The following is a 23,818-nucleotide window of genomic DNA, read 5'->3' as shown; positions in this document are numbered from 1 at the left end:
GGAGACCGACGTTGGCCACTGGCACCGAACCCTCCTCACCAGCGCCCGCGACCGGTGTGCACACCGCCTCGCGTGCCGCCATCCCCGCCCGTCATCTGCGCACCGACCGCTGGTGGCTGGCACCGGCCGGCACCGCAGCCGGGCTGTTCGCGTTCATCGTCTACTCGACCTGGCGGGCGTTCGCGAACGCCGACTACTACGCCGCGCCCTATGTGTCGCCGTTCTACTCGCCCTGTCTGGCGGAGAACTGCCGCACCATGCGCGGCGGCCCCAACTGGGAGCTCTTCGGCAGCTGGTGGGCCCTGTCCCCCGCGCTGCTCATCCTGATCTTCCCGCTGGGCTTCCGGCTGACCTGCTACTACTACCGCAAGGCCTACTACCGCGGCTTCTGGGCCTCGCCGCCGGCCTGCGCGGTCGCCGAGCCGCACAAGAAGTACACCGGTGAGACCCGCTTCCCGCTGATCCTTCAGAACATCCACCGCTACTTCTTCTACTTCGCGGTGCTGGTGGCGGGCGTGCTGACCTACGACACGGCGCTCACCTTCCGCGACGAGAACTACGCCTGGGGCCATATGGGCCTGGGCACCCTGGTCTTCCTCGCCAACATCGTGCTGATCTGGGCGTACACCCTCTCCTGCCACTCCTGCCGGCACATCATCGGCGGCCGGCTGCGGCACTTCTCCAAGCATCCGGTCCGCTACCGGATGTGGGGCTGGGTCGGCAAGCTCAACGAGCGGCACATGCTGCTCGCGTGGTCCTCGCTGATCAGCGTGGCCGTCGCGGACTTCTATGTCTTCCTACTGGCCAGCGGGGCCATCTCGGACCCGCGTTTCTTCTGACGACAGCATCTCCTAAGGAAAGGTGTGCCCTCTGATGGCGCATGTGGACCGGCAGGCATGGGACGTGGTCGTGGTGGGCGCCGGCGGCGCCGGACTGCGTGCCGCCATCGAGGCCCGCGAAGCCGGCATGCGGACGGCCGTGATCTGCAAGTCCCTGTTCGGCAAGGCCCATACGGTGATGGCCGAGGGCGGCATCGCCGCCAGCATGGGCAACGCGAACGAGCACGACAACTGGCAGGTGCACTTCCGGGACACCATGCGCGGCGGGAAGTTCCTCAACCAGTGGCGGATGGCCGAGCTGCACGCCCGTGAGGCCCCGGACCGGGTGTGGGAGCTGGAGACCTGGGGCGCGCTCTTCGACCGCACCGCGGACGGCCGGATCTCCCAGCGCAACTTCGGCGGCCACGAGTATCCGCGCCTCGCGCACGTCGGCGACCGTACGGGCCTGGAGCTGATCCGCACCCTCCAGCAGAAGATCGTCTCGTTGCAGCAGGAGGACGAGCGGGAGTTCGGCGCGTACGACGCCCGGCTGAAGGTCTTCCAGGAGTGCACGGTCACCCGGGTGCTCAAGACGGAGGAAAAGGTCTCCGGCGCCTTCTGCTACGAGCGGGAGTCCGGCCGCTTCTTCGTCCTGGAGGCCCCGGCGGTGGTGCTGGCCACCGGCGGCATCGGCAAGTCCTTCAAGGTGACCTCGAACTCCTGGGAGTACACCGGCGACGGGCATGCGCTGGCGCTGCTGGCCGGGGCGCCGCTGATCAACATGGAGTTCGTGCAGTTCCACCCCACCGGCATGGTCTGGCCGCCGTCGGTGAAGGGCATCCTCGTGACCGAGTCCGTCCGCGGTGACGGCGGGGTGCTGCGCAACAGCGAGGGCAAGCGCTTCATGTTCGACTACATCCCGGACGTCTTCAAGGAGAAGTACGCCCAGACCGAGGACGAGGGCGACCGCTGGTACGAGGACCCGGACAACAACCGCCGCCCGCCCGAACTGCTGCCCCGCGACGAGGTCGCACGCGCCATCAACGCCGAGGTCAAGGCGGGCCGCGGCTCCCCGCACGGCGGCGTCTATCTGGATGTCTCCACCCGGATGCCGGCCGAGGTGATCAAACGCCGGCTGCCGTCGATGCACCACCAGTTCAAGGAACTGGCGGATGTGGACATCACCGCCGAGCCGATGGAGGTCGGCCCGACCTGTCACTACGTGATGGGCGGCGTGGACGTGGAGCCGGACACCGCGGCGGCGACCGGCGTACCGGGCCTGTTCGCGGCAGGTGAGGTGGCCGGCGGGATGCACGGTTCCAACCGGCTCGGCGGCAACTCGCTGTCCGACCTGCTGGTCTTCGGCCGCCGGGCGGGGCAGCACGCGGCCGAGTACGCCGCGTCGCTGGCCGAACGGCCGGTCCCCGACCCGCTCCAGATCGACGCGGCGGAGGCGGAGGCGCTGCGCCCCTTCAGCGCCGAGGTCGAGGCGGACACCGGCCGCGAGCCGGGCCCGGCGGAGAACCCGTACACCCTGCACCAAGAGCTCCAGCAGGCGATGAACGACCTGGTCGGCATCATCCGCAAGGAGAGCGAGATGTTCGAGGCCCTGAAACGGCTGGCCGATCTGCGGGTACGGGCCCGCCGGGCCGGCGTCGAGGGGCACCGGCAGTACAACCCGGGCTGGCATCTGGCCATCGATCTGCGGAACATGCTGCTGGTCAGCGAGTGTGTGGCGCGGGCGGCGCTGGAGCGCGAGGAGAGCCGGGGCGGGCACACCCGCGACGACCATCCGGCGATGGACCGCACCTGGCGCAACATCAATCTGGTCTGTGAACTCGCCGGCCCGCAGGGCGATGCGCGGGCCGCCGAAGCGGCGCTGGGCCAGATCCGGCTCTCCCGCCGCGAGACCCCGCCGATCCGCCGCGACCTCCTGGAACTTTTCGAGAAGGACGAGCTGGCGAAGTATCTGACCGACGAGGAGCTGAGCCGGTGAGCGTGTCGCAGGAAGAGCAGCAGTCCGGCGTCTACCAGGCGCACTTCAGGGTGTGGCGTGGTGACACCGCCTCCGGGGACCTGGAGGACTTCAAGGTCGAGGTGCACGACGGCGAAGTGGTGCTGGACATCATCCACCGCCTCCAGGCGACCCAGGCCCCCGATCTCGCCGTCCGATGGAACTGCAAGGCGGGCAAGTGCGGCTCGTGCAGTGCGGAGATCAACGGGCGGCCGCGGCTGATGTGCATGACCCGGATGTCGGTCTTCGACCGTACGGAGACGATCACGGTCACGCCGATGCGGGCTTTCCCGGTCATCCGCGACCTGGTCACCGATGTGTCCTTCAACTACGCCAAGGCCCGCGAGATCCCGTCGTTCGTGCCGCCCCCGGAGCTGGCCCCCGGTGAGTACCGCATGCAGCAGGAGGATGTGGGCCGGTCGCAGGAGTTCCGTAAGTGCATCGAGTGCTTCCTGTGCCAGGACACCTGCCATGTCGTCCGTGACCACGAGGAGAACAAGGCCGCCTTCGCCGGTCCGCGCTTCCTGATGCGGGTGGCCGAGCTCGATATGCATCCGCTGGACGCGGCCCCGGCGTCCGGTATCGACCGCAAGCGCACCGCGCAGGACGAACACGGGCTGGGGTACTGCAACATCACCAAGTGCTGCACCGAGGTCTGCCCCGAAAACATCAAGATCACCGACAATGCGCTGATCCCGCTGAAGGAGCGCGCCGCGGACCGTAAGTACGACCCGCTGGTGTGGCTCGGGAACAAGATCCGGCGTCGCGGCGAATGAACGGTGGCGGGCGGGGCCCGGGGTGCGCCCCGGGCCCCGCCCGCGTCCGCAGAACGGGCTCAGCAGAACAGGCTCAGCAAGAACGGCCCCAGCAACGCTAGAACAGGCTCAGCAGCGCTTCCGCCGGGTCCACCGCCGCCGACTCCCCGTCTCGCAGGGCGAGTTCGAACCACACGGTCTTGCCGCGCGGGGTACGGCGGCTGCCCCAGCCCTGGCTCAGCAGACCGACCAGCTGGAGCCCGCGGCCGCCCTCGTCGGTGTCCCGGGCACGGCGGCGGCGGGGCTGGGCGAGATCGGCGTCCCAGACCTCGCAGACCAGGGTGCGGTCCAGCAGCAGCCGCAGCCGGATCTCGCCGTGGCCGTGCCGTAGCGCATTGGTCACCAGCTCGCTGACCAGCAGCTCCGTGGTGTCGACCAGGTCCTGGAGGCCCCAGTCCGTCAGCTGGTCACGGGCGAGTTCGCGGGCGCGGGCCACCGAACGGGCCTCCGGCGCCAGACTCCAGTCGCCCACCGCGTCCTTGGGCAGCCCGTGCACCCGCGCCATCAGCAGCGCGATGTCGTCCTCGCCGTGCGAGGTGTCCATGGCGCTCAGGACCTGGTCGCAGGCGTCCTCCAGCGGACGGTCGGCGCCCGAGAGGGCCGTCCGGAAGGCCTGAAGCCCCTCCTCCAGCGGATGGTGGCGGGACTCCACCAGGCCGTCGGTGTAGAGCGCCAGCAGCGCACCGTCCGGCAGCTCGACCTCGATCTCCTCGAACGGTTCGCCGCCGACGCCCAGCGGCATCCCCGGCGGGACGTCGAGCAGCAGCGCGTCCTCACCGTCCTCGACCAGCACCGGCGGCAGATGCCCGGCGTTGGCGAACGTACAGCGCCGGGTGACCGGGTCGTAGACGGCGTAGACGCAGGTGGCGAGGTAGACCTCGGAGAGGTCGGCGGTCCGGGCGGAGCGCCGCGGCTCCCCCGGACCCTCGGACCGGCTGCGGGCGGAGCGCGCGCTGGACGACCGGCCCTCGCCGTCGCCGCCGAGCCCACGGGCGATCTCGTCGAGCGCCGAGAGCACCTCGGCCGGCTCCAGGTCCAGCAGCGCCAAGGTCCGTACCGCGGTGCGCAGTTCTCCCATCGCCACGGCGGCGCGCAGCCCGCGTCCCATGACATCGCCGACGACCAGCGCCGTACGGTGGCCCGGGAGTTCGATGACATCGAACCAGTCGCCGCCGACCTCGGTGGCGGTGGTGCCGGGCAGGTAGCGGCAGGCGATGTCCAGACCGGCGGCCTCGGGGTCGCCGGGCGGCAGCAGGCTGCGCTGCAATATGAGTGCGCGTTCGTGCTCACGGCGGTAGAGGCGGGCGTTGTCGATACAGACCGCGGCGCGCGCGGCCAGCTCGACGGCGAGCGCGGTGTCACGCTCCCCGAACGGCTCGCTGCCCTTCGTACGGGAGAACTGCACCAGTCCGACGACGGTGTCCCTGGCGACCATCGGGACGGCGAGGGTGGAGTGCACCACCGCGCCCAGCTCCGGCCCGTCGTCGCTCTCCCGGCCCGGGATGATCTGGGCGTGGGCGGTCCGCAGGGCGCCCGCGCAGGGGGAGTTGAAGGGGTAGCGGTGGACGGCGCCGACCGCGACCGGGCCGGGTGCGTCGCCGGGGGCACCGGGGGCGGTGGGGAGCGGGGCGTCCGACACTGCGCTGGCGAAGGCGACCCGGCGCAGCTCCGCGCTGCCGTCGCTCATACCGGGCGGGGCCTCGTCGCCCGACAGCAGGCCCTGGTAGAGGTCCACCGAGGCCAGATCGCAGAACTGCGGTACGGCGACGTCCAGAAGAGTGCGGGCGGTGGTCTCCAGATCGAGGGAGTTGCCTATCCGGGCGCCGGCTTCGTTGAGCAGGGCGAGGTTACGGCGGGCGCTGGCGGCCTCGCGCTCCGCCCGCCGACGGCCGGTCACATCCGCGGCGAGCGCCGCGACACCGATCGGGCGGCCGCTGGCGCCGTGCAGCCGGTAGAGCGACACCGACCAGCGGCGGCGGTCCTCCTCGCCGGGCGCCATGCCGACCAACTGCATTTCGGTGACCGGCTCTCCGGTCTCCAGGACGCGGCGCAGCGCGGCCGTCATCCGCTCGGCCTCGGAGCGCGGCAGGAAGTCCTGCGGACCGCAGCCGCGGTACTTGCTCGCCGGGCCGCCGAAGACCGTGGCGAACCGTTCGTTGACCCGCAGCAGCCGCAGATCCGTGCCGAACAGGGTGAAACCCATGGGAGATTGACCGAAAACGGCCTGCGAGGCGGCGAGGTCGGTCTCGATGCCGCGCAGCGCCCGGACATCGACGACGAGACAGACCGCGGCCCGCTCACCGTTCTCGTCGCGCGAGGGCATCACATAGATCTCGGCGAGCCCGTCGGCGTCCCCGCCCTCTTCCCTGCGGTAGGGCACCAGGCCGGTCCACTCCCGGCCGTCGAGGATCTCGGACACCTTACGGCGACTGGTCGCCCGCAACTCACGCGGGACGAAGGCCTCGACGGGGTCCTTGCCGAGGGCGTAACGGGCGGGGATGCCGAGCATGTGCTCCGCCCGCTCGCTCCACTGGTCGATCCGCCCGTCGGGCCCGAGCGAGAAGGAGGCCACGCGGATGTAGTCATAGATCGACCCGGGCCGGCTGCTCTGCCATATGGGCGGGCCTTGCAGCTCGCGCGCGCGCGGAAGACCACCTGGTTCACCGGGGCCGTCCGCACCGCCCTGACCATCGGCCTGTGCGGGTTCTGCCCCGCCAGATGACATCTCGCTCACGAGCCCCGTCCCCTCCAGCTCATCGTGCCCGGACCGGACCCGCCTGAGTATCCAGCACCTCGGCTATCCGGAACACGGTCTTCACGATCACAGCACAGTCTCGATCGCAGCCCATCTACAGAATGTCGATGAATTGGCAACGATCAGTACCCCACCTCTCTCCTAACCAGCCACCGAGAGCTCGAACCACACTGTCTTGCCACTCTTTCCGCGACGGGTCCCCCAGCGCCGCGAACTGCATGCGACCAGCTGCAATCCACGGCCTCCCTCGTCGTCGGGAGCGGCGTCGCGTTCCTGGGGCGGATCGGGCAGCGGATCGGATACCTCGACGAGCAGCCCGTCGGTGTTCAGCAGCACCATACGGACTCCGATCGGCCCGCTGGCGTGACGCAGGGAGTTGGTGACGAGCTCGCTCACGAGTAGTACGGCCATATCGGCGGCGCCGTTCAGCCCCCAGTCGTTCAGTACCCGCCGGACGGCCGTGCGGGCGGTGCGCACCGCCCCGGGGTCGGCCGGAAAGCTCCATTCGGCCGTGGGTGCACCGGAGGCCTTGCCGCGCCTGCGGACGTTCCCGGAGTCCGGCTCCGGGACCCCTGCCGCTGCGCTGTCGCTCACGCCGATCACATCCCAGCCCGATGGCATCCCCGTCGCCTTGCCTGCGTCGAAGGGGTCAATCTGGACATACCCGGTATCCCTGCCGCAGTACCGCCTGCAACGGTGCACTGTGGCACAAATGAAACATATCGGCGCGCCGGGGCGAGGCAGCCAAGACGGCGGGCAGGCAGGTGCGCTGAAGTCGTCCGTACGGGCAGGGGGCACGGGGCGCGCGATGGCGGCCCCGGCAGCCGGTGCGGGCCGCGTAGGGGCCTGCGTGGACCGCGTAGGGGCCGGCGCGAGCGGCCCGGGGGCAGGTTCGGACGCCGTACGGGCAGGAGCGGACGCCATACGGACCGGCGCGGACGCCATACGGGCAGGTGCGGCGGCTACGGCCGCACGCTCGGCGCCCCGGCCGTCGTCGCCAGCCGGCGCATCGCCTCGGCGACCGCCGGGCGGTCCTGGTCCAGCCAGTCGACCTGGGACTCCTCGCCGGGCAGCAGCCAGCGCAGCTCGTCATGGTCCTGGAGGGGCCGCGGCACCCCGGACACCAGCCGGGCCGTCCACACCTGGAGGACATAGCCGGGCCGCAGCACCCACTCGCCCGGAATCCGCTCCAGGGCGGCCGCCTCGACACCCAGCTCCTCGCGCAGCTCTCGTTCCAGCGCCTGCTCGGGCCTCTCGCCGTCCTCCACCTTGCCGCCGGGCAGCTCCCAGCGGCCGGCCAGCGCGGGCGGTGCGCTGCGCCGGGCGGCCAGTAGCCGCCCGCGCTCGCACACCGCTCCGCCCACCACTACGCGCACGGTCGTCATGCGCGGCAGCCTACGTCCCCCGCCCTCGTCCCGCTTCCCGCCCGCCGTCCCTCAGGTCGTCGCCCGATCGGCCTTTTCGACCACATAAAGCTGCTGGTGGCCCCGCGTTTCGAGCCGAGTGGCCACCCGCTCCGCCTCCGCCCGGGTGGCATAGCGGCCCACGCGATACCGGTTGCCACCTTCGTCCTGGCGGATGACGAGCCAGGGGAGCACCGCTCCACCCTCGGTCATTGCGCCCCTCCGTCCGCCGCGTAGCGCGCCGTCGCACGCCCCTGGTCTGCTGATGCCGAAATCGCAATCCGCATATGCCCGACCCTACGCCCGACCTTCACTCAGCGGATATGGATTTACACAAAGAGGTACCGAACCGGCCACCCGCGGGCCCCCGGCGTACCGGACGCGGCCTGCGAGTGGCCGGTGGGCCCGAGAGACGCTCGGGCAACGTGTGGAGCGGTGGGGGCTCAGGCCCCGACGGGCGCCTTGGCCTCTTCGGTCTCCGCGGCGTCGTTCTCGTCCGCCGCCTGGAGCTCGGCCTCGGCCTGGAGCAGCGTCGGGTTACGCCAGGAGCTGCGCACACCCCAGTAGTAGAAGGCGAGGCCGATCACCGCGACCACGAGGATGTCCCAGCCCTCCGGCAGATAGCCCTTGCCGCCGAAGTCCTTGCCGCCCATGTACGAGACGGCGGCCATGACCAGCAGATACGCCACCATCCAGGCACCGGCCTTGAGGTGCGGACGCAGCTCGGCCCACGGCTTGCGGCCCTGGGTCAGCGGCTTGCCGATCTCGTACCAGGCCCAGACCGGCAGTCCGACGGCCATGATCAGGATGACCTTGCCGGTGAGCGGCCAGCGGCCCCAGTACAGGACCAGCGAGCCGAAGATCATCGCGATCGGCGCGATGAGCGGCATCGCCCGCAGCTTGACCGGGCGCTTGAGGTCCGGGGACAGCCGGCGCAGCGACATCACCGCGACCGGGCCGGTGATGTACGAGATGACCGTGGCGACCGAGACGATCTCGGCGAGCGAGCCCCAGCCGCGGAAGACCGCGAGGAACAGGAAGGCGATCGCGAGGTTGAGCAGCAGCGCCGGACGCGGCACACCGGTCTTCTTGTCCACCTTGCCGAAGATGCCGGGCAGATGGCCGTTCTCCTGCACGCCGTGGATCATGCGCGAGGTGGTGGCCGCGTAGATCATGCCCGTACCGGACGGCGAGACAAAGGCGTCCGCGTACAGCAGCAGCGCCAGCCAGTTCAGGCCCCAGGCCACCGCGAGGTCGGCGAGCGGCGAGTTGAAGCCGAGACCGGCCCAGCCGCCGCCGGCGGCGAGCTTGTCGCCCGGCACCGCCATCAGGAACGCGACCTGAAGCGCGACATAGATGACCAGCGCGATCACGATCGACCAGACGACGGCCTTCGGGAGCGACTTGCCGGGGTTACGGGCCTCACCGGCCATGTTCAGCGGGGACTGGAAGCCGTTGTAGGCCCAGACGATGCCGGAGACGGCGACGGCGGTGAAGACCGAGCTCCAGCCGTTCGGCGTGAAGCCGCCGTGGTGGACGATGTTGCTGGTGTCGAAGTGCGCGAACATCAGCGCGCTCGCGGTCAGCACCGGGACGACGACCTTGAAGACCGTGATCGCGGTGTTGGTCTTCGCGAACAGCGAGATCGCGAACCAGTTGAGGAAGAAGTAGAAGATCAACAGGACGCTGGCGAGCCCGACGCCGGTGCCGGTCAGCTCCTTGCCGTCGTAGAGCGCATGCGTCCAGCCGAAGTCCCAGGAGCTCATGTACTGGACGGAGGCGGTGGCCTCACCCGGGATGACCGAGACGATCGCGATCCAGTTCGCCCAGGCCGCGAGGTAACCGGCGAGCGAGCCGTGCGAGTACTGGCCGTAGCGGACCATGCCGCCGGCCTTCGGGAACATCGATCCGAGCTCGGTGTAGGTGAGCGCGATCGTGAGAGCGACGAGCGCACCGATGATCCAGGCGAGGATCGCGGCCGGGCCGGCGATGGCAGCGGCGCGTTCGGCCCCGAAGAGCCAGCCGGAGCCGATGATGGACCCGAGACCCGTGGCGGTCAGGGCGATGGTCCCGAGGGACCGACGGTAATTCGAGTGCGAGCCCTGCTCCGCGCTCGGGGTCTTCGTCGTGCTCACGTGCTTGGTCTCCTGGTCTTCCCCCGTGCCGTGCACAAACTTCGCCATCGTAAGAGCGAATCGGAAGGTCGACTTCCCACAGCTGCCCGAAAATCCCGCCCAGTTGAGGCTATGTGAGGTTTCCCACGCCAAGATCCAGCCACCATTTGCCGACCAAATGGAACAAATGGGGCGCCTTCCGGAGAACCGTGGCCGTCCACAGTGCGTCTGGCGCACGCGCGGAGGGAGGGGAGGAGACCGGCCGGCTACTTCACGGGGAGGTGGTACGCGACCCGGTAGCGGTCCGCGAGAGTGACCACATCGGCCGTCTCGACGGGCCTGCCGCCCGCGTAATACGTACGCGAAACGACCAGCACCGCATGCCCCGGCACCCCGCCCAGCGTCATGGCCTCCTCCGCCAGCGCCGGCCGCGCCCCGACCTCCTCGACGACGTTGTCCACCACCACGTCGATGGCCGCCATCCGCTCGACCACCCCGCGCCCCGCCAACGGCCCCTCCTCCGGCAGCATCACCGGCGTCCGCCCCGTCACCTCCAAGGGCTCCCAGGAAGTCGAGAGCATCGACGGCTCCCCCTCCGCCCGGAAGACATAGCGCGTCCGCATCACCTTGGCGCCCTGCGGGATGCGCAGCCGGGCCGCGATCACCGGACCGGCCGGCTCCTGCTCGCTGTGGGACTCCCAGGTGCCCCGCACCCGTTCGTCCGTCTGCTCCTGCCGGAACGGCGTGCAGCCGCCCGCCGAGTGGAATCCGACGCGGGCGATACGGCGCGGGACGGGCTGCTCGCGCACATAGGTGCCCGACCCCGAACGGCCCTCGACCAGCCCCTCGGCCATCAGGACCTTGCGCGCCTCCAGGGCGACGGTGTCCGAGACGCCGTATTCCTCACGGATGCGCGCCTGAGAGGGAAGGCGGGTGTGCGGCGGCAGCAAGCCGTCGACGATCTTCTGGCGCAGGTCGCCGGCGACGCGAAGGTACGCGGGCTGCTCACCGAAAGGCACGTGCCCCTCCCAACAGCTTGACAGTCAGCAACAGCGTGGCAACCGCGCGTTGCCGACCGCAAGCTTGGGCCAGGTATTCACCTGATGTGATGAAACCCAGCTCAGCCCGTGTAAACGAGCGAGGATCGGCACCGGAGGCCCTCGCACCCCCACCCCGCGCCACCCCACCCCCTCTTTCCACCCGGTAGCCGCCCTTCATGCATGTCACGATCGAAATGGGAGCACGATCAAAGACGACGCCCGCCACCACGCCCGGCAGACGGCACGCGGTACCCGGCACCCGGCACCCGGCACCCGGCACCCGGCACCGCAGAACGCGGCACTCGGAAACGCAGGACGCGGAAACAGGACGGGAAGGAAGGGACCCCATGCCCGCCGAACCCCACCTCTCCCCCATGCCCAGGGACTGGCAGCGGGCGCTCGCCGTCGTCGCCCACCCCGACGACCTCGAATATGGCGCCGCGGCCGCCATCGCCGAATGGACCGCCGCCGGGCGCGAGGTCAGCTACCTGCTGGTCACCCGCGGTGAGGCGGGTATCGACGGGCTCGCGCCGGCCGAGTCCGCCACCCTCCGCGAGGCCGAGCAGCGGGCCGGCGCCGCGCTGGTCGGCGTCCACACCGTCGAGTTCCTCGACCGGCATCACGACGGCGTCATCGAGCCCGGCCGGGAGCTGCGCCGCGACCTCTCCGCGGCCATCCGGCGCCACCGCCCCGAACTCCTGCTCACCCTCAACCACCACGACACCTGGGACGGCGGCCACTGGAACAGCCCGGACCACCGGGTGGTCGGCCGCGCCGTCCTGGACGCCGCGGGCGACGCCGGCAACCGCTGGATCTTCCCCGAGCTCGCCGGCGCGATGGGCCTGGCGCCCTGGAACGGCGTCCGCTGGGTGGCCGTGGCCGGCTCCCCGTACCCCACGCACGCCGCCGAGGTCGGCCCCGGCATCGACCGCGCGGTCGCCTCACTGGCGGCCCACGGCGCGTACATCAGGGGCCTGCGCGGCACCGGACAGGACCCGCACGCCTACGCCCGCACCTTCATCGAGCAGATGCTGCGCTCCGGCGGCGAACGCTACCGGGGCCGCCCGGCCACGCTCTTCCAGCTCTTTCCCCCCTAGATGAATGAGTCCGATGTTCTCAGTGGTCGAAGGCGATCAGGGATCGTTTGATCTTGGCGCCGGTGGTCCAGTTGTGCCAGACACCTGCTGCGAGGGCGAGGAGTCGTTGGCCGGTGCGGGCGAACACTCCGGGCAGGGTTCTGCCGCCGTGATGTTCCAGGCTGAGCTGGCCTTTGAGCGTGTCGAACACGGCCTCGATCCACTGACGGACACGGGCGAGACGGCCGTGCCGGACGGGCTCGCCCTTCCGGTCCGGCCGCACCAGATGGACGCCCAGTCGCTCGGTCAGGAACGCCTCGAACTCCCGCCCGGCGAAGCCCTTGTCCGCGAGGATCACCTGACCGGAGCGGACAAGGCGGTGGTCGCGTGCCAGCAGTGCGGTCATCACCTCCCGTTCGCCGAGCTTGGGGTTCGCCAGGCACCACGACACCGGCATGCCTTCGGCGGTGGTCAGCAGGTAGAGCCGGAATCCCCAGAAGAAGCGGGAGTGGCTGCGGCAGTAGCCGTAGCCGGCGTGCCCGGCCAGTTCGGAGCGTTTGACGGTCTCGCGGGAGGCCGCGCAGGGCAGCGGTGTGGAGTCGATCAGCCGCAGGTCGTCGGTCCAGGTCGGGACCTGCCGGGCCAGGGCCTCGATCACGTCGCTGATCAGCGGTCCGGCGGCGTTGAGCCGCTTGTTGTAGGCGGACTGCTGAGGCAGGTAGCGAAAGAGGTGCCCCAGCCGGGCGTGGGCGAAGCGGATCCAGTGCCGGGCCGAGGGAAAGCCCAGCAGGACCTGGGCGACCGCGAGGCACAGCAGTTCGGCGTCTGTCAGTTTCGGGGGTCGCCCGATCCGGCGACGTGGCGCCACATGGTCGTCGATGAACACGTACAGTGCCGCCAGAAGGGCGTCCAGGTTTGTCGTCACACACGAGCCAACGGGCGCCCTTCGCCATGGTCGCGGCCAGCACAAACATCGGACTCAATCATCTAGGGGAGTCCGCCGGGAGGGTCCGGCCCCCGGCGCGCCCGCCCGGGTTCACCCGAGACCTTCGACATCTGCTGCCCGGCTCCGGCACCGGCTAGGCGGCCCTGCCGTGTCACCGCCACCGGCGTCGGCACCGCCACCGCCACCGCCCCAACCGCCGATATCGCGGTGATATGCCCCCTCCATAGCGTCTTGTCGTCAACGCAACACCACCACCACGAAGGGACGTTGCGACATGCGCAAGCTCAGGGCCGCCACCGCGGCCGCCGGCGCCGTACTCATGATCGGCGCCACCGCGAGCACCGCCACCGCAGCCGCCTCATCCGACCCGTACACCAACCCCTGGAACGAGAGCATCGCCGGAGCACACAGCTCCGGCACGATGACGACCGTCTGGGGGGACGAGGGCGGCACGGTGACGGCCAAGGGCAAGCTGACCGTCACCGCCCCGAAGGGCTGTTACACCATCTCGGTCGGTGTCGGTTTCATAGGCAAGCCGAGGGGCCCGCAGATCTGGCACAAGTCCCCGCAGAAGCAGTGCGGTCCCGGCACGCTGGACATCACCGCCACGATCGGCCCCGCCTCGTACTGGGACGGCCCCTGGGTCACCATCTGCAAGGACGGCGACACGAGCAGGGCCTGCAAGTAATGACGCTCAGGCCGGACGATCCGTCACCGGCCCGCCCGGCCTGAGGATTCGGGGACCGGGCCCACCCCGGGCCCGGTCCCTCCGGCCGCGTGCGGGTGCGGGTGACGTGCAGCCGACCGGACCGCTTCGGTGGGCCGTCGGTGGCACAGCGGACCGTGCCCGCTTGCGCCTCCCGTCCAGCTCCCCCACCGCGCTGAACAATCGTCCGGGCCAGGACATACGCACGTGTCTCAGCTGACTGAGGGGAACGACCGATGGACGGAGCGGAACATCCGGGTCGCAGGGCTCTGCTCGCCGGCGGACTTGTCGTCGCCACGGCCGCACTCACGGGGTGCTCGTCGACGAGCTCCGCTCCGGCGGCGGCCGGCGCTTCGCCGCTGGGGCGGCAGGCTTCACCGCAACCGCGGCCGACCACGCCCGCAGCAGCCTTCACGCGGCTGATGGACGGCAACAAGCGCTGGGTGAGCGGGGACCTCCAGCATCCCGACCGTGACCCGGACCGGCGCGAGTTCGTGGCCCAGAAACAGGAGCCCTTCGGGTCGGTCCTCTCGTGCATCGACTCCCGCGTGCCGCCTGAACTCCTCTTCGACACCGGGCTGGGCGACCTCTACGTGATGCGCACGGGCGGGGAGGCGGTCGGCCCGGTGGTCACAGGTTCCGTGGAGTACGGGCCCCTGACCAGTGGCACACCACTCATCGTGGTCCTCGGGCACCAGCGTTGCGGCGCCGTCGAGGCGGCGTACAAGTCGCTCCGTGACGACAAACCGCTGCCCGGCAACCTGGAGTCGATCGCCAGGGCGCTGCGGCCGGCGTACCAGCAGACAGTCCGGCAAGGCGGCGCCGACCCGGTCGACCGCATGGCCCGCGCCCAGGTCACCCTGACCGCGGCCGACCTGCGCTCCAACGGCGCCCTGGCCCCCCTCGTGAAAAAGGGCAGCCTCGCCGTGATCGGCGCCTACTACTCGCTCGACACCGGCAAGGTCGAAGTCCTGTCCGGCGCGCCGTACTGACCGCCCGGGGGAGGCGGACGTGCCGTGGTCAGCCCGCCGCCCCCGGATGTGAACGGAGCCGCCCCCTGAGTCGCCCCGCCCCGGAGGTCCGGCACCACGTCACCACGTAACACGGAAGGGGCCGGGCTCCGTTGAGCCCGGCCCCTTCCGTCATGCACATGTGCCGGACAGCCTCACGTGCGGATCGCACCGCTCACACGTTGAACCGGAACTCCACCACGTCCCCGTCCTGCATCACATAGTCCTTGCCCTCCATGCGGGCCTTTCCGGCTGCGCGGGCCTCGGCGACCGAGCCGGTGTCGACGAGGTCGGCGAAGGAGATGACCTCGGCCTTGATGAAGCCCTTTTGGAAGTCGGTGTGGATGACGCCGGCGGCCTCGGGGGCGGTGGCGCCCTTCTTGATGGTCCAGGCCCGGGTTTCCTTGGGGCCGGCCGTCAGGTAGGTCTGCAGGCCGAGGGTGTTGAAGCCGACGTGCGCGAGGGTGGCCAGGCCGGGCTCTTCCTGGCCGACGGACTGGAGGAGTTCCAGGGCCTCGTCCTCGTCCAGCTCGGCGAGGTCGGCCTCCAGCTTGGCGTTCAGGAAGATCGCCTCGGCCGGTGCGACGAGGGCGCGCTGCTCGTTCTTGAAGTCCTCGTCGGTCAGCTCGTCCTCGTCGACGTTGAAGACGTAGAGGAAGGGCTTGGTGGTGAGGAGGTGGAGGTCGTGCAGGAGCTCTTCGTTGCCGGAGCCCTGGACGATGCCCGCGGCGAAGAGCGTCTCGCCCCTCTCCAGGATCGCCTTGGCCTCCTCGACCGCCTTGACCTTCGGCGCGATGTCCTTCTTGATGCGCGACTCCTTCTGGAGGCGCGGCAGGACCTTCTCGATGGTCTGGAGGTCGGCGAGGATCAGCTCGGTGTTGATCGTCTCGATGTCGCTCTTGGGCGAGATCTTGCCGTCGACGTGGACGACGTTCTCGTCCTTGAAGGCGCGGATGACCTGGCAGATCGCGTCGGACTCGCGGATGTTCGCGAGGAACTTGTTGCCCAGGCCCTCACCCTCGGAGGCGCCGCGGACGATGCCCGCGATGTCGACGAAGTCGACGGTCGCCGGGAGGACCTTCTGGGAGGAGAAGATCCCGGCCAGCTTGGCCAGCCGCGGGTCGGGGACGCCGACGACGCCGACATTCGGCTCGATGGTGGCGAACGGGTAGTTGGCCGCCAGCACGTCGTTCTTGGTCAGGGCATTGAACATGGTCGACTTGCCGACATTCGGCAGACCGACGATTCCGATCGTGAGCGACACGTGGCGACTCGACTTCCGAGCGAGAGGTGGTGGGGTGGGCACGGTCCCGGAGGGCCGATCCACCAGTCTACGGGGCGGCCGGGCCCGAGCCGCCGCCACCGGGACCGGCCGCACCCCGCCCGGCCCCCGGGCCGGAGGGAATCGGCCCGAAGCTCGGCCCAATGCGCGTGTCCCGTAACCGGTTAATCCCACTTAGCGGCCTACCGTTGACGAGTGGAGCAACACGAAGCGCGCACCCCCCAGCACAGCCCGCCGCGGTCCGCCCGCCCGCCCGCGGGCCAGGACGCCCGGCTCCCGCGCCCCGCGGAGGCAGTGGCCCCCGATCCCGACGACGACTTTCTCACCGCGATGCGGGCCTCCGGCTTCGCGTCCGTACCGGCGTCCGCACCCGCGGTCGTCCATGCCGCGGCGCGCGGTCCGGCGCAGGCCGGGTCCGCCCGTGCGCCTGCCAGGGCGCCCGTGACCGCGTCCCCGGGGCGTGCCCCGGCCCCGTCACAGGGCGTGGAGTCCTCGACCGTCTACCGGGCGCGGCCGCAGCGCCCCGCCCTGCCCGCCGCGGCGCCCGCCCTGCGGCGCCGGATGCCGGCGGCCAAGCTCACCGGTCTGGGCTGCTGGCTGCTGGCGACGATGGCGCTGCTGGCCTTCGCCTTTCTGGACCGGCTGCTGTTCGGCGGCGCACCGACCGCGTACGGCGTCTGCTATCTGCTGGTGGGCGTCGCCGCTGCGCTGTGGGTCAGGCCGTACGACCTGGTCATTGCGCCGGTCACGCTGCCGATCGCGTTCACGCTCGGTGCGCTGCCCATCCAGCACGGCGCGGACGGGTTCGACGGGCTGCTGATGGGCGTCTTCACCGTGCTCGCGCTGAACGCGGGCTGGCTCTATGCCGGCACGCTGATCTGCGCGCTGCTCGCGATCGTCCGCCGGGTGCTGATCATCGCCCGGCGTCGGGCCAGCCGACCGGCGAGTCGACCGCAGAGCGGACCGCACGGTCAGCAGGAGCGGCCGCCGGCGCGGACGGCCGACCGGGGGCGGCCGCGGCCCGGGAACCGTCCGCGGCAGGTGGCTCGCCAGCCCGAGCGGCGTACGCAGCCATCGCGGCCCCCACAATCCCCGCGTTGTTCTGAAGCTGAGCCGGCACGATCTCCGCGCTGATGTGCTCGATCAGCGGCAGGAACTTCTCCGCCTTGCGGCTCACCCCGCCGCCGATCACGAACAGCTCGGGTGAGAAGAGCATCTCCACATGGGCGAGGTACTTCTGGACCCGGTGGGCCCAGTGCTGCCAGCTCAGCTCCTCGTCCTCCTTGACCTTGGTGGAGGCGCGCTTCTCGGCGTCGTGGCCGTGCAGCTCCAGATGGCCGAGCTCGGAGTTGGGCACGAGACGGCCGTCGGTGAAGACGGCGCTGCCGATGCCGGTGCCGAGGGTGAGCACGATGACCGTGCCGGTGCGGCCGGCGCCCGCGCCGAAGCGCATTTCGGCCAGGCCGGCCGCGTCCGCGTCATTGAGCACCGTGACGGGGCTGCCGCCGGACTCGCCGCACAGCCGCGTGGTGAGCAGGGAGGCGGCGTCGAGGCCGATCCAGCCCTTGTCGACATTGGCGGCCGTACGGGTCGTCCCGCCGGTGACGACACCGGGGAAGGTCGCACCGACCGGCCCCGACCACCCGAAGTGGTCCACGACCTCTTTGACGCCGTCGGCGACCGCATCCGGGGTGGCCGGATGCGGGGTCAGCACCTTGTAGCGCTCCTCCGCGAGGTCGCCGCGCTCCAGATCCACCGGGGCACCCTTGATGCCCGATCCACCGATGTCCACACCGAAGACCTTCATGGGGAAAGGCTAGGCGTCGACGGGGCCGCTCGCCCCCGGGATGGAACGACAGGGGCCCAGGCGGCGAAGCGGCAGCAGCGGGGGGTCAGCCCTCGGTCGCCGCCTGGGCCTCGGCGCGCAGATCCCGGCGGAGCTCCTTGGGCAGCGAGAAGTGGATGGACTCCTCGGCGGCCGTGATGGTCTCGACGTCCTCGTAGCCGCGCTGGGCGAGATAGTCCAGGACGCCGTGGACGAGGATCTCGGGGACGGACGCGCCGGAGGTGACACCGACCGTGCGGACGCCCTCCAGCCAGGCCTCGTCGATCTCCTCCGCGTAGTCGACCAGATGGGCGTCGCGGGCGCCGGCGCCCAGCGCCACCTCGACGAGGCGCACGGAGTTCGAGGAGTTCTTGGAGCCGACGACGATGACGAGATCGGCCTCGGCACCCATCTGCTTCACCGCGATCTGGCGGTTCTGGGTGGCGTAGCAGATGTCGTCGCTGGGCGGCGAGAGGAGGTTGGGGTAGCGGCCCTTGAGCGCGTCGACCGTCTCCATCGTCTCGTCGACCGAGAGCGTGGTCTGGGAGAGCCAGACGACCTTCTCCGGGTCGCGGACCTCGACATTGGCGACGTCGTCGGGACCGTCGACGAGGGTGATGTGCTCAGGCGCCTCACCGCTGGTGCCGACGACCTCTTCGTGGCCCTCGTGGCCGATCAGGAGGATGTCGTAGTCCTCCTTGGCGTAGCGGACGGCTTCCTTGTGGACCTTGGTGACCAGCGGGCAGGTGGCGTCGATGGTGGCGAGCTTGCCGCGCTTGGCTTCTTCGTGGACGACCGGGGCGACGCCGTGCGCCGAGAAGATGACGATGTTGCCCTCGGGCACCTCTTCCGTCTCGTCGACGAAGATGGCGCCCTTCTTCTCGAGGGTTTTCACGACGTACTTGTTGTGCACGATCTCGTGGCGTACGTAGACGGGGGCACCGTACTGCTCAAGGGCCTTCTCGACGGCGATCACGGCACGGTCCACGCCCGCGCAGTAGCCCCGGGGGGCGGCGAGCAGGACCTTGCGCTGGTCGCGCGGAGCGTCTTCGCCCGGGGTGGCGGCGGGCGTCGGGCTGGGCGAGGAAGTCATGCGTCCCATCGTAAAGCCGTGGCCCTGCCGGGAAGATCGCGCCTTTGTCCCAGACTGAGGACGGCACGGAGCGAGGAGGCAGGATGCCGGGCACGATCGGCGGCACGGACGGCGAGGGAACGGGCGGCGACGCCGTTCCCGCAGCCGACGGGGGCGGGCACACCCGCGCCCCCGGCGGGCTGCGGCGGACGCTGACCTTCCGGGACCTGATCGTCTACGGGCTGCTGTTCATCGCCCCGATGGCGCCGGTCGGGATCTTCGGCACACTCCAGGCCAAGTCGCACGGCGCGATCACCCTCGTCTACCTCGTCGCGACCGTCGCGATGGCGTTCACCGCGTACTCGTACGCCCAGATGGTGCGGGTCGCCCCGCAGGCCGGGTCGGTCTATACCTACGCCCGGGTGGGGCTGGGCGAGGGCACGGGGTTCGTCGCCGGATGGATGGCGATGCTGGACTATCTGCTGATTCCGGCGGTGGCGTACCTGTTCTCCGGGATCGCGCTGCATGCGCTGGTGCCGTCCGTGCACCAGTGGGTGTGGACGGCGCTGGCGGTGGCCGTGACCACGCTGCTGAACCTGTGGGGTGTACGGACCGCGGCCCGGGTCGGCTTCGCGGTGCTGGCCATGGAGATCGTGGTGCTCGCGGTGTTCGTGGTGTCGGCGGTCGTCGAGCTGAGCGCGCACGGGGCGCCGCGCGGCTGGGCCGTGCCGCTGACCGGTGAGGGCGGTTTCGCGGTCGGTGCGGTGCTGGCCGCGGTGTCGGTGGCGGTGCTCTCCTATCTGGGCTTCGATGCGATCGCGTCGTTCGCCGAGGAGGCCGCGGGCCCGGCGGCCACCGGGAAGGGCGGCCGGGGGCGCGGCGGGCCGGAACGGGTGGCGCGGGCGGTGCTCACCTGTCTGGTGGTGGCCGGTGTGCTGTTCGCCGTGCAGACGTATCTGGCGGCGCTGCTGATGCCGGTGAGCGCGGCGGAGCTGGCGGCCCGGCCCGGGGAGCAGGGCGGCGCCTTCTACGTCACGGTCGATGCGGCGGTGGGCGGCTGGCTGCGTGATCTGGTGGCGGTGAGCAAGGCGGTGGGCGCGGCGTTCGCGGCGCTGGCGGGGCAGGCGGCGGCCGGCCGGCTGCTGTTCGCGATGGCCCGGGACCGGCGGCTGCCGGGGGCGATGTCGAAGGTGGACGCGGGCAGCGGGGTACCGCGCAGGGCGCTGCTGGGGGCGGCCCTGGTGACGCTGGTGACGGCGGTGTGGGCGGCCCGCAGGGACGACGGGCTGGACCAGTTGTCGTCGGTCGTGAACGTGGGGGCGCTGACCGCATTCGGGCTGCTGCATGCGTCGGTGATCGGCTGTTTCTGGATCCGCCGGGCGGGCGGGGTGCCGAGCGTGCTGCGGCATCTGGTGGTGCCGTTGCTGGGGCTGGTGGTGGTGGTCGCGGTGATCGTCGAGGCCTCCGGCACCGCCCAGGCCGTGGGCGGGGCCTGGCTGGTGGTGGGGCTGGTGGTGCTGGCGGTGCAGTACCGGGGACGGGCGCGGGCGGGCGGATTGCGGGGCTGACGGGCGGAGGGCAGGGCTGACGGGCGGGGTGCGGGCCGGGCGCGGGTGGGCCGGAGAAGGAGCCGACCGGCGCGGCGCGGGCAGGGCACGGGTGGGCCGGGGAAGCCGGCGGGCGCGGCGCGGGCCGGCGGATGCCGCCGCGGAGCCGCTCGCCCGGCCTTCGCCCGCCCGGACCACGCACCGCAGGAGCGCCGCCACTGTCAGTGCCCGCCGTTAGTCTCGCTCGTATGGCTGTTTCTACGTCCCCGGAAACGCCGATCCCGGTCGGCGAGGTGTCCCGGCTCATCGGCGGTTGGATCGACCGGCTCGGCGCGGTGTGGGTCGAGGGGCAGATCACCCAGCTCTCGCGGCGCCCCGGCGCGGGCGTGGTCTTCCTGACGCTGCGTGACCCGTCGTACGACATCTCGGTGAGCGTGACGTGCTACCGCCAGGTCTTCGACAAGGTCGCCGACGTGGTGAGCGAGGGCGCCCGGGTGGTGGTGCACGCCAAACCGGAGTGGTACGCCCCGCGCGGCCAGCTGTCGCTGCGGGCCGCCGAGATCAAGCCGGTCGGCGTCGGTGAACTCCTCGCCCGGCTGGAGCAGTTGAAGAAGTCGCTGGCGGCGGAGGGGCTGTTCGCGGCGGACCGCAAGAAACCGCTGCCGTTCCTGCCGCAGCTGATCGGGCTGGTCTGCGGCCGGGCGAGCGCCGCGGAGCGGGACGTCCTGGAGAACGCCAGGCACCGCTGGCCGGCCGTCCGCTTCGCGGTGCGCAATGTGCCGGTGCAGGGGGTGCATGCGGTCCCGCAGGTGGTGGCGGCCGTCCAGGAGCTGGATGCGCTCCCCGAAGTGGACGTGATCATCGTGGCGCGGGGCGGCGGCAGCGTGGAGGATCTGCTGCCGTTCTCCGACGAACAGCTCATCCGGGCCGTGAGCGCGGCCGTGACGCCCGTCGTCTCGGCGATCGGCCATGAACCGGACACCCCCCTGCTGGACCTGGTCGCCGATCTGCGCGCCTCGACACCGACCGACGCGGCGAAGAAGGTGGTGCCGGACGTGGGCGAGGAGCTGACCCGGGTCCAGCAGCTGCGGGAGCGGGCGCTGCGCGCCGTCGACGGCTTCCTCCAGCGGGAGGAGCGGGGGCTCGCGGCGGCGCTTCAGCGGCCGTGCATACAGCGGCCGCAGCGGATGGTCGAGGACCGCGAGGAGCAGGTCACCGCGCTGCTGGAGCGCGGCCGGCGGACCCTGGGGCATCTGCTGGACCGTGCCGACTCGGAGCTGACGCACACCCTGGCCCGAGTGGTCGCGCTCTCCCCCAAGGCGACGCTGGAGCGCGGTTATGCGGTGCTCCAGAAGCCGGACGGGACGGCGGTGCGCTCACCGGACGAGGTCGACGCGGACGACGCGTTGCGGGCCCGGGTGGCCGAGGGCGAGTTCCGGGTGCGGGTGGACGGCGTCCCGGGCGCTGTCACACCCCCCGAATAGTGCAAAGACAGACTCTTAGGGTGGGAGACATGGCGAAGGCGAAGACGGATGGCGCGGCGGACGCGGAGCAGGGTGCGGCGGCCGGCGCGGCGGCCCGGGTGGAGTCGGTGGACTCCACGCTGGGCTATGAGCAGGCGCGGGACGAGCTGATCGAGGTCGTCCGCAGCCTGGAGGCGGGCGGCACGACGCTGGAGGAGTCGCTCGCGCTGTGGGAGCGCGGCGAGGCGTTGGCGAAGGTCTGCCGGCGCTGGCTGGACGGCGCGCGGGCCCGGCTGGACGCCGCACTGGCCGAGCCGTCGGACGGGCCGGAGGCGGAACGCGCCTAGGCCTGGCGGCGGGCGCGCCCGGCGACGGAGCGTGCACTGTTGCGAGGCACTCAGGGCGACGGACCGTCCAGAGGGGACCGCCGGGGCCGGCCGCCGCCGCCACCCCGGCAAAGGAAGCGAAGCGCTGTGAACCGCCTCACAACACCCCCACTTTAGTTGAAACTTAATCTATCTCCATTACAGTGGTGTCTTGAATGAACCCTGTAGTAACTGCGGCCTCTCTACTGTCTGCAGTGCCACAGAACCCGAACGCCCAGCTCACTCACCGAGGTGCCCCCATGTCTCTCGCCCTTGACGCCGCCGCTCAGGACCTCCTGTTCCGGGAGGCCCAGACCGCCAACACGTTCACGGACGAGCCGGTCACCGACGAGCAGGTCCAGGCCGTCTACGACCTGGTGAAGTTCGGCCCGACCGCCTTCAACCAGTCGCCGCTGCGGATAACCCTGGTCCGTTCGCAGGAGGCCCGTGAGCGCCTGGTCAACCACGCCATGGGCGCCAACGGCCCGAAGACCCTCGGCGCGCCGCTGACCGCGATCCTCTCCGTGGACCTGCACTTCCACGAGAAGCTGCCGCAGCTCTTCCCGCACGCCCCGGGCATCAAGGACACGTTCTTCTCCGAGGCCGCGCGCCGCGAGGTGGCCGGCACCCAGAACGCCACCCTCCAGGCCGGTTACTTCATCGTCGGCATCCGCGCCGCCGGCCTGGCCGCGGGCCCGATGACCGGCTTCGACTTCACCGGCGTCGACAAGGAGTTCTTCGGCGACGGCAAGCAGAAGTCCTTCCTCGTCATCAACATCGGCAAGCCGGGCACCGACGCCTTCTTCCCGCGCTCCCCGCGGCTGACCTTCGACGAGGCCGTCGCCACCGTCTGAGCGACGCCCGTAAGGAACCCGCAGGAGTCCGGTAGGGAACCCGTAGGAGTCCGTAGGGAACCCGTCCCGCACGGGTCCGCACATCGATGAGGCCGCCGCACCCCTCCCGGGTACGGCGGCCTCATCGATGTCTTAAGGGGCTCAGCCCTTCTTCGCCACCAGCGCGGCGGCCAGGTCGGCGAGCCGCCCGTAGGGCGCGGTGCCGGTGACGACCGTGGTCACCCCGGACTCCTCGCGGACCAGCGCGTTGTACTTGTCGCCCTTGTAGCGGTCCCACTTCTTGCTGCCGACGGCCTGCTTGCCCTCGGCCTTGGCCGCGCCGAGCGTGACGTCCTGGATGAACTTCCGCGGCACGGCGTCGCTCTGCTCGACGGCCGCGTACTGCTGCTCGGGGTCGAGCAGGCCCAGGTGCCAGGCGCCGCCCTTGCCGTCCTCGTTCGCCTTGTACGAGACGGAGGTGGCGCGCCAGGTTTTGGGCAGCCCCTCGGGCGCGGCGACCGCGTAGGGCGCCGCTCGCCGGGCCGTGATCAGTTCGACGCGGTAGTCGACCGTCTTGACCGCGTTCTTCGCCGCGTCCGCGCTCTCGTCGTGCGGGATGAAGATGTAGATCGCGCCGACGAGGGCGCCGATCACCGCCAGCGACAGGACCATGTCCCGCACCGTTTGTCTGCCTCGCATACCTGCCACGCCCCTATGGTCCCCCATCCCCGCCG

21 protein-coding genes and 1 pseudogene are annotated in these 23,818 nt (G+C 70.9%); 11 read left to right on the top strand and 11 right to left on the bottom strand.

The genetic code is table 11. The features are described from left to right. Nucleotides 1–11: 11 nt before the first annotated feature. Genes K7C20_RS24100 through K7C20_RS24090 form a run of 3 tightly spaced genes read left to right on the top strand, consistent with a single transcriptional unit; the run spans nt 12 to nt 3,608 of the window. Complete coding sequence (locus K7C20_RS24100) at nt 12–839, top strand: hypothetical protein (RefSeq protein ID WP_053209121.1); 828 nt, start codon at nt 12–14, stop codon at nt 837–839. Nucleotides 840–873: 34 nt separating this feature from the next. Further along, nucleotides 874–2,814, top strand: coding sequence for a fumarate reductase/succinate dehydrogenase flavoprotein subunit (locus tag K7C20_RS24095; protein WP_053209120.1), 1,941 nt, complete (start codon nt 874–876; stop codon nt 2,812–2,814). Continuing rightward, a complete protein-coding gene (locus tag K7C20_RS24090) occupies nt 2,811–3,608 on the top strand; it encodes a succinate dehydrogenase/fumarate reductase iron-sulfur subunit (protein ID WP_030085749.1) in 798 nt (265 codons plus the stop codon). The genes K7C20_RS24095 and K7C20_RS24090 overlap by 4 nt, the downstream gene beginning before the upstream one ends. 97 nt (nt 3,609–3,705) lie before the next feature. On the opposite strand, the gene K7C20_RS24085 is transcribed toward K7C20_RS24090, so the two are convergent. The 6 genes from K7C20_RS24085 to K7C20_RS24060 all read right to left on the bottom strand — a co-directional run bounded on the left by K7C20_RS24085 (nt 3,706) and on the right by K7C20_RS24060 (nt 10,938). Then, on the bottom strand, nt 3,706–6,372 hold the full coding sequence (locus tag K7C20_RS24085) for a SpoIIE family protein phosphatase (protein WP_245171098.1): 2,667 nt from the start codon (nt 6,370–6,372) through the stop codon (nt 3,706–3,708). A gap of 171 nt (nt 6,373–6,543) precedes the next feature. Continuing rightward, complete coding sequence (locus K7C20_RS24080) at nt 6,544–7,005, bottom strand: ATP-binding protein (RefSeq protein ID WP_030085743.1); 462 nt, start codon at nt 7,003–7,005, stop codon at nt 6,544–6,546. A gap of 359 nt (nt 7,006–7,364) precedes the next feature. Beyond that, on the bottom strand, nt 7,365–7,787 hold the full coding sequence (locus K7C20_RS24075) for a (deoxy)nucleoside triphosphate pyrophosphohydrolase (protein WP_030085736.1): 423 nt from the start codon (nt 7,785–7,787) through the stop codon (nt 7,365–7,367). Nucleotides 7,788–7,838: 51 nt separating this feature from the next. Next, nucleotides 7,839–8,018 (bottom strand): SPOR domain-containing protein, encoded by a 180-nt coding sequence (locus K7C20_RS24070; protein WP_030085734.1) that lies wholly within the window; start codon nt 8,016–8,018, stop codon nt 7,839–7,841. A gap of 230 nt (nt 8,019–8,248) precedes the next feature. Continuing rightward, complete coding sequence (locus K7C20_RS24065) at nt 8,249–9,988, bottom strand: APC family permease (RefSeq protein ID WP_245171093.1); 1,740 nt, start codon at nt 9,986–9,988, stop codon at nt 8,249–8,251. A gap of 197 nt (nt 9,989–10,185) precedes the next feature. Continuing rightward, nucleotides 10,186–10,938 carry a GntR family transcriptional regulator gene (locus tag K7C20_RS24060; RefSeq protein ID WP_030085732.1) on the bottom strand — a complete coding sequence of 251 codons (753 nt, stop codon included), beginning with the start codon at nt 10,936–10,938 and terminating at the stop codon, nt 10,186–10,188. Between the two features lie 368 nt (nt 10,939–11,306). Here K7C20_RS24060 and K7C20_RS24055 point away from each other — a divergent pair, with 368 nt between their 5' ends. Beyond that, a complete protein-coding gene (locus K7C20_RS24055; protein ID WP_030085730.1) occupies nt 11,307–12,056 on the top strand; it encodes a PIG-L deacetylase family protein in 750 nt (249 codons plus the stop codon). A gap of 19 nt (nt 12,057–12,075) precedes the next feature. Here K7C20_RS24055 and K7C20_RS24050 read toward each other — a convergent pair whose 3' ends face one another. Then, entirely contained in the window at nt 12,076–12,960 is an 885-nt protein-coding gene (locus K7C20_RS24050; protein WP_030988783.1) for an IS982 family transposase, read from the bottom strand. A 295-nt stretch (nt 12,961–13,255) separates the two neighbouring features. Between K7C20_RS24050 and K7C20_RS24045 the strand changes: the two genes are divergently transcribed. Both K7C20_RS24045 and K7C20_RS24040 read left to right on the top strand, forming a co-directional pair. Then, the gene (locus K7C20_RS24045) at nt 13,256–13,669 is read left to right on the top strand and encodes a hypothetical protein (RefSeq protein WP_030082435.1); all 414 of its coding nucleotides are present in this window, start codon (nt 13,256–13,258) and stop codon (nt 13,667–13,669) included. 254 nt (nt 13,670–13,923) lie between these two features. Continuing rightward, entirely contained in the window at nt 13,924–14,679 is a 756-nt protein-coding gene (locus K7C20_RS24040; protein ID WP_245171636.1) for a carbonic anhydrase, read from the top strand. A gap of 193 nt (nt 14,680–14,872) precedes the next feature. On the opposite strand, the gene ychF is transcribed toward K7C20_RS24040, so the two are convergent. Next, entirely contained in the window at nt 14,873–15,961 is a 1,089-nt protein-coding gene (gene ychF / locus K7C20_RS24035; protein ID WP_030082430.1) for a redox-regulated ATPase YchF, read from the bottom strand. Between the two features lie 348 nt (nt 15,962–16,309). Here ychF and K7C20_RS39275 point away from each other — a divergent pair. Then, nucleotides 16,310–16,879 (top strand): annotated as a pseudogene (locus K7C20_RS39275) (DUF6542 domain-containing protein); the annotation flags it as partial. Nucleotides 16,880–16,892: 13 nt separating this feature from the next. On the opposite strand, the gene ppgK reads toward K7C20_RS39275, so the two are convergent. Both ppgK and K7C20_RS24025 read right to left on the bottom strand, forming a co-directional pair. Then, a complete protein-coding gene (ppgK, locus tag K7C20_RS24030; RefSeq protein ID WP_053210013.1) occupies nt 16,893–17,786 on the bottom strand; it encodes a polyphosphate--glucose phosphotransferase in 894 nt (297 codons plus the stop codon). Nucleotides 17,787–17,871: 85 nt separating this feature from the next. After that, nucleotides 17,872–18,897 (bottom strand): 4-hydroxy-3-methylbut-2-enyl diphosphate reductase, encoded by a 1,026-nt coding sequence (locus tag K7C20_RS24025; protein ID WP_030082426.1) that lies wholly within the window; start codon nt 18,895–18,897, stop codon nt 17,872–17,874. Between the two features lie 83 nt (nt 18,898–18,980). Between K7C20_RS24025 and K7C20_RS24020 the strand changes: the two genes are divergently transcribed. The 4 genes from K7C20_RS24020 to K7C20_RS24005 all read left to right on the top strand — a co-directional run bounded on the left by K7C20_RS24020 (nt 18,981) and on the right by K7C20_RS24005 (nt 23,105). Beyond that, complete coding sequence (locus K7C20_RS24020) at nt 18,981–20,444, top strand: APC family permease (protein ID WP_030082424.1); 1,464 nt, start codon at nt 18,981–18,983, stop codon at nt 20,442–20,444. A 227-nt stretch (nt 20,445–20,671) separates the two neighbouring features. Continuing rightward, complete coding sequence (gene xseA / locus K7C20_RS24015; RefSeq protein ID WP_048829550.1) at nt 20,672–21,907, top strand: exodeoxyribonuclease VII large subunit; 1,236 nt, start codon at nt 20,672–20,674, stop codon at nt 21,905–21,907. A 29-nt stretch (nt 21,908–21,936) separates the two neighbouring features. Further along, a complete protein-coding gene (locus K7C20_RS24010; protein WP_030082420.1) occupies nt 21,937–22,233 on the top strand; it encodes an exodeoxyribonuclease VII small subunit in 297 nt (98 codons plus the stop codon). Between the two features lie 278 nt (nt 22,234–22,511). Continuing rightward, on the top strand, nt 22,512–23,105 hold the full coding sequence (locus tag K7C20_RS24005; protein ID WP_030082418.1) for a malonic semialdehyde reductase: 594 nt from the start codon (nt 22,512–22,514) through the stop codon (nt 23,103–23,105). A gap of 141 nt (nt 23,106–23,246) precedes the next feature. Here the strand turns inward: K7C20_RS24005 and K7C20_RS24000 are convergent, their stop codons facing one another. Further along, nucleotides 23,247–23,783 carry a DUF4245 domain-containing protein gene (locus K7C20_RS24000; RefSeq protein ID WP_030082416.1) on the bottom strand — a complete coding sequence of 179 codons (537 nt, stop codon included), beginning with the start codon at nt 23,781–23,783 and terminating at the stop codon, nt 23,247–23,249. Between the last annotated feature and the right edge of the window lie 35 nt (nt 23,784–23,818).

The organism is Streptomyces decoyicus (assembly GCF_019880305.1).
Classification (GTDB): Bacteria; Actinomycetota; Actinomycetes; order Streptomycetales; family Streptomycetaceae; genus Streptomyces; species Streptomyces decoyicus.
Note: the sequence above shows the minus strand (reverse complement) of the source record. Positions and strands in the feature narration are given on the sequence as shown.

What these genes read in the sequence shown, in the direction of transcription:
- K7C20_RS24095 (WP_053209120.1), top strand. Translation starts at nt 874, where the DNA reads ATGGCGCATGTGGACCGGCAGGCATGGGACGTGGTCGTGGTGGGCGCC.
- K7C20_RS24085 (WP_245171098.1), bottom strand. Translation starts at nt 6,372, where the DNA reads ATGTCATCTGGCGGGGCAGAACCCGCACAGGCCGATGGTCAGGGCGGT.
- K7C20_RS24075 (WP_030085736.1), bottom strand. Translation starts at nt 7,787, where the DNA reads ATGACGACCGTGCGCGTAGTGGTGGGCGGAGCGGTGTGCGAGCGCGGG.
- K7C20_RS24070 (WP_030085734.1), bottom strand. Translation starts at nt 8,018, where the DNA reads ATGACCGAGGGTGGAGCGGTGCTCCCCTGGCTCGTCATCCGCCAGGAC.
- K7C20_RS24065 (WP_245171093.1), bottom strand. Translation starts at nt 9,988, where the DNA reads ATGGCGAAGTTTGTGCACGGCACGGGGGAAGACCAGGAGACCAAGCAC.
- K7C20_RS24055 (WP_030085730.1), top strand. Translation starts at nt 11,307, where the DNA reads ATGCCCGCCGAACCCCACCTCTCCCCCATGCCCAGGGACTGGCAGCGG.
- K7C20_RS24045 (WP_030082435.1), top strand. Translation starts at nt 13,256, where the DNA reads ATGCGCAAGCTCAGGGCCGCCACCGCGGCCGCCGGCGCCGTACTCATG.
- K7C20_RS24040 (WP_245171636.1), top strand. Translation starts at nt 13,924, where the DNA reads ATGGACGGAGCGGAACATCCGGGTCGCAGGGCTCTGCTCGCCGGCGGA.
- ppgK (WP_053210013.1), bottom strand. Translation starts at nt 17,786, where the DNA reads ATGAAGGTCTTCGGTGTGGACATCGGTGGATCGGGCATCAAGGGTGCC.
- K7C20_RS24025 (WP_030082426.1), bottom strand. Translation starts at nt 18,897, where the DNA reads ATGACTTCCTCGCCCAGCCCGACGCCCGCCGCCACCCCGGGCGAAGAC.
- K7C20_RS24020 (WP_030082424.1), top strand. Translation starts at nt 18,981, where the DNA reads ATGCCGGGCACGATCGGCGGCACGGACGGCGAGGGAACGGGCGGCGAC.
- xseA (WP_048829550.1), top strand. Translation starts at nt 20,672, where the DNA reads ATGGCTGTTTCTACGTCCCCGGAAACGCCGATCCCGGTCGGCGAGGTG.
- K7C20_RS24010 (WP_030082420.1), top strand. Translation starts at nt 21,937, where the DNA reads ATGGCGAAGGCGAAGACGGATGGCGCGGCGGACGCGGAGCAGGGTGCG.
- K7C20_RS24005 (WP_030082418.1), top strand. Translation starts at nt 22,512, where the DNA reads ATGTCTCTCGCCCTTGACGCCGCCGCTCAGGACCTCCTGTTCCGGGAG.
- K7C20_RS24000 (WP_030082416.1), bottom strand. Translation starts at nt 23,783, where the DNA reads ATGCGAGGCAGACAAACGGTGCGGGACATGGTCCTGTCGCTGGCGGTG.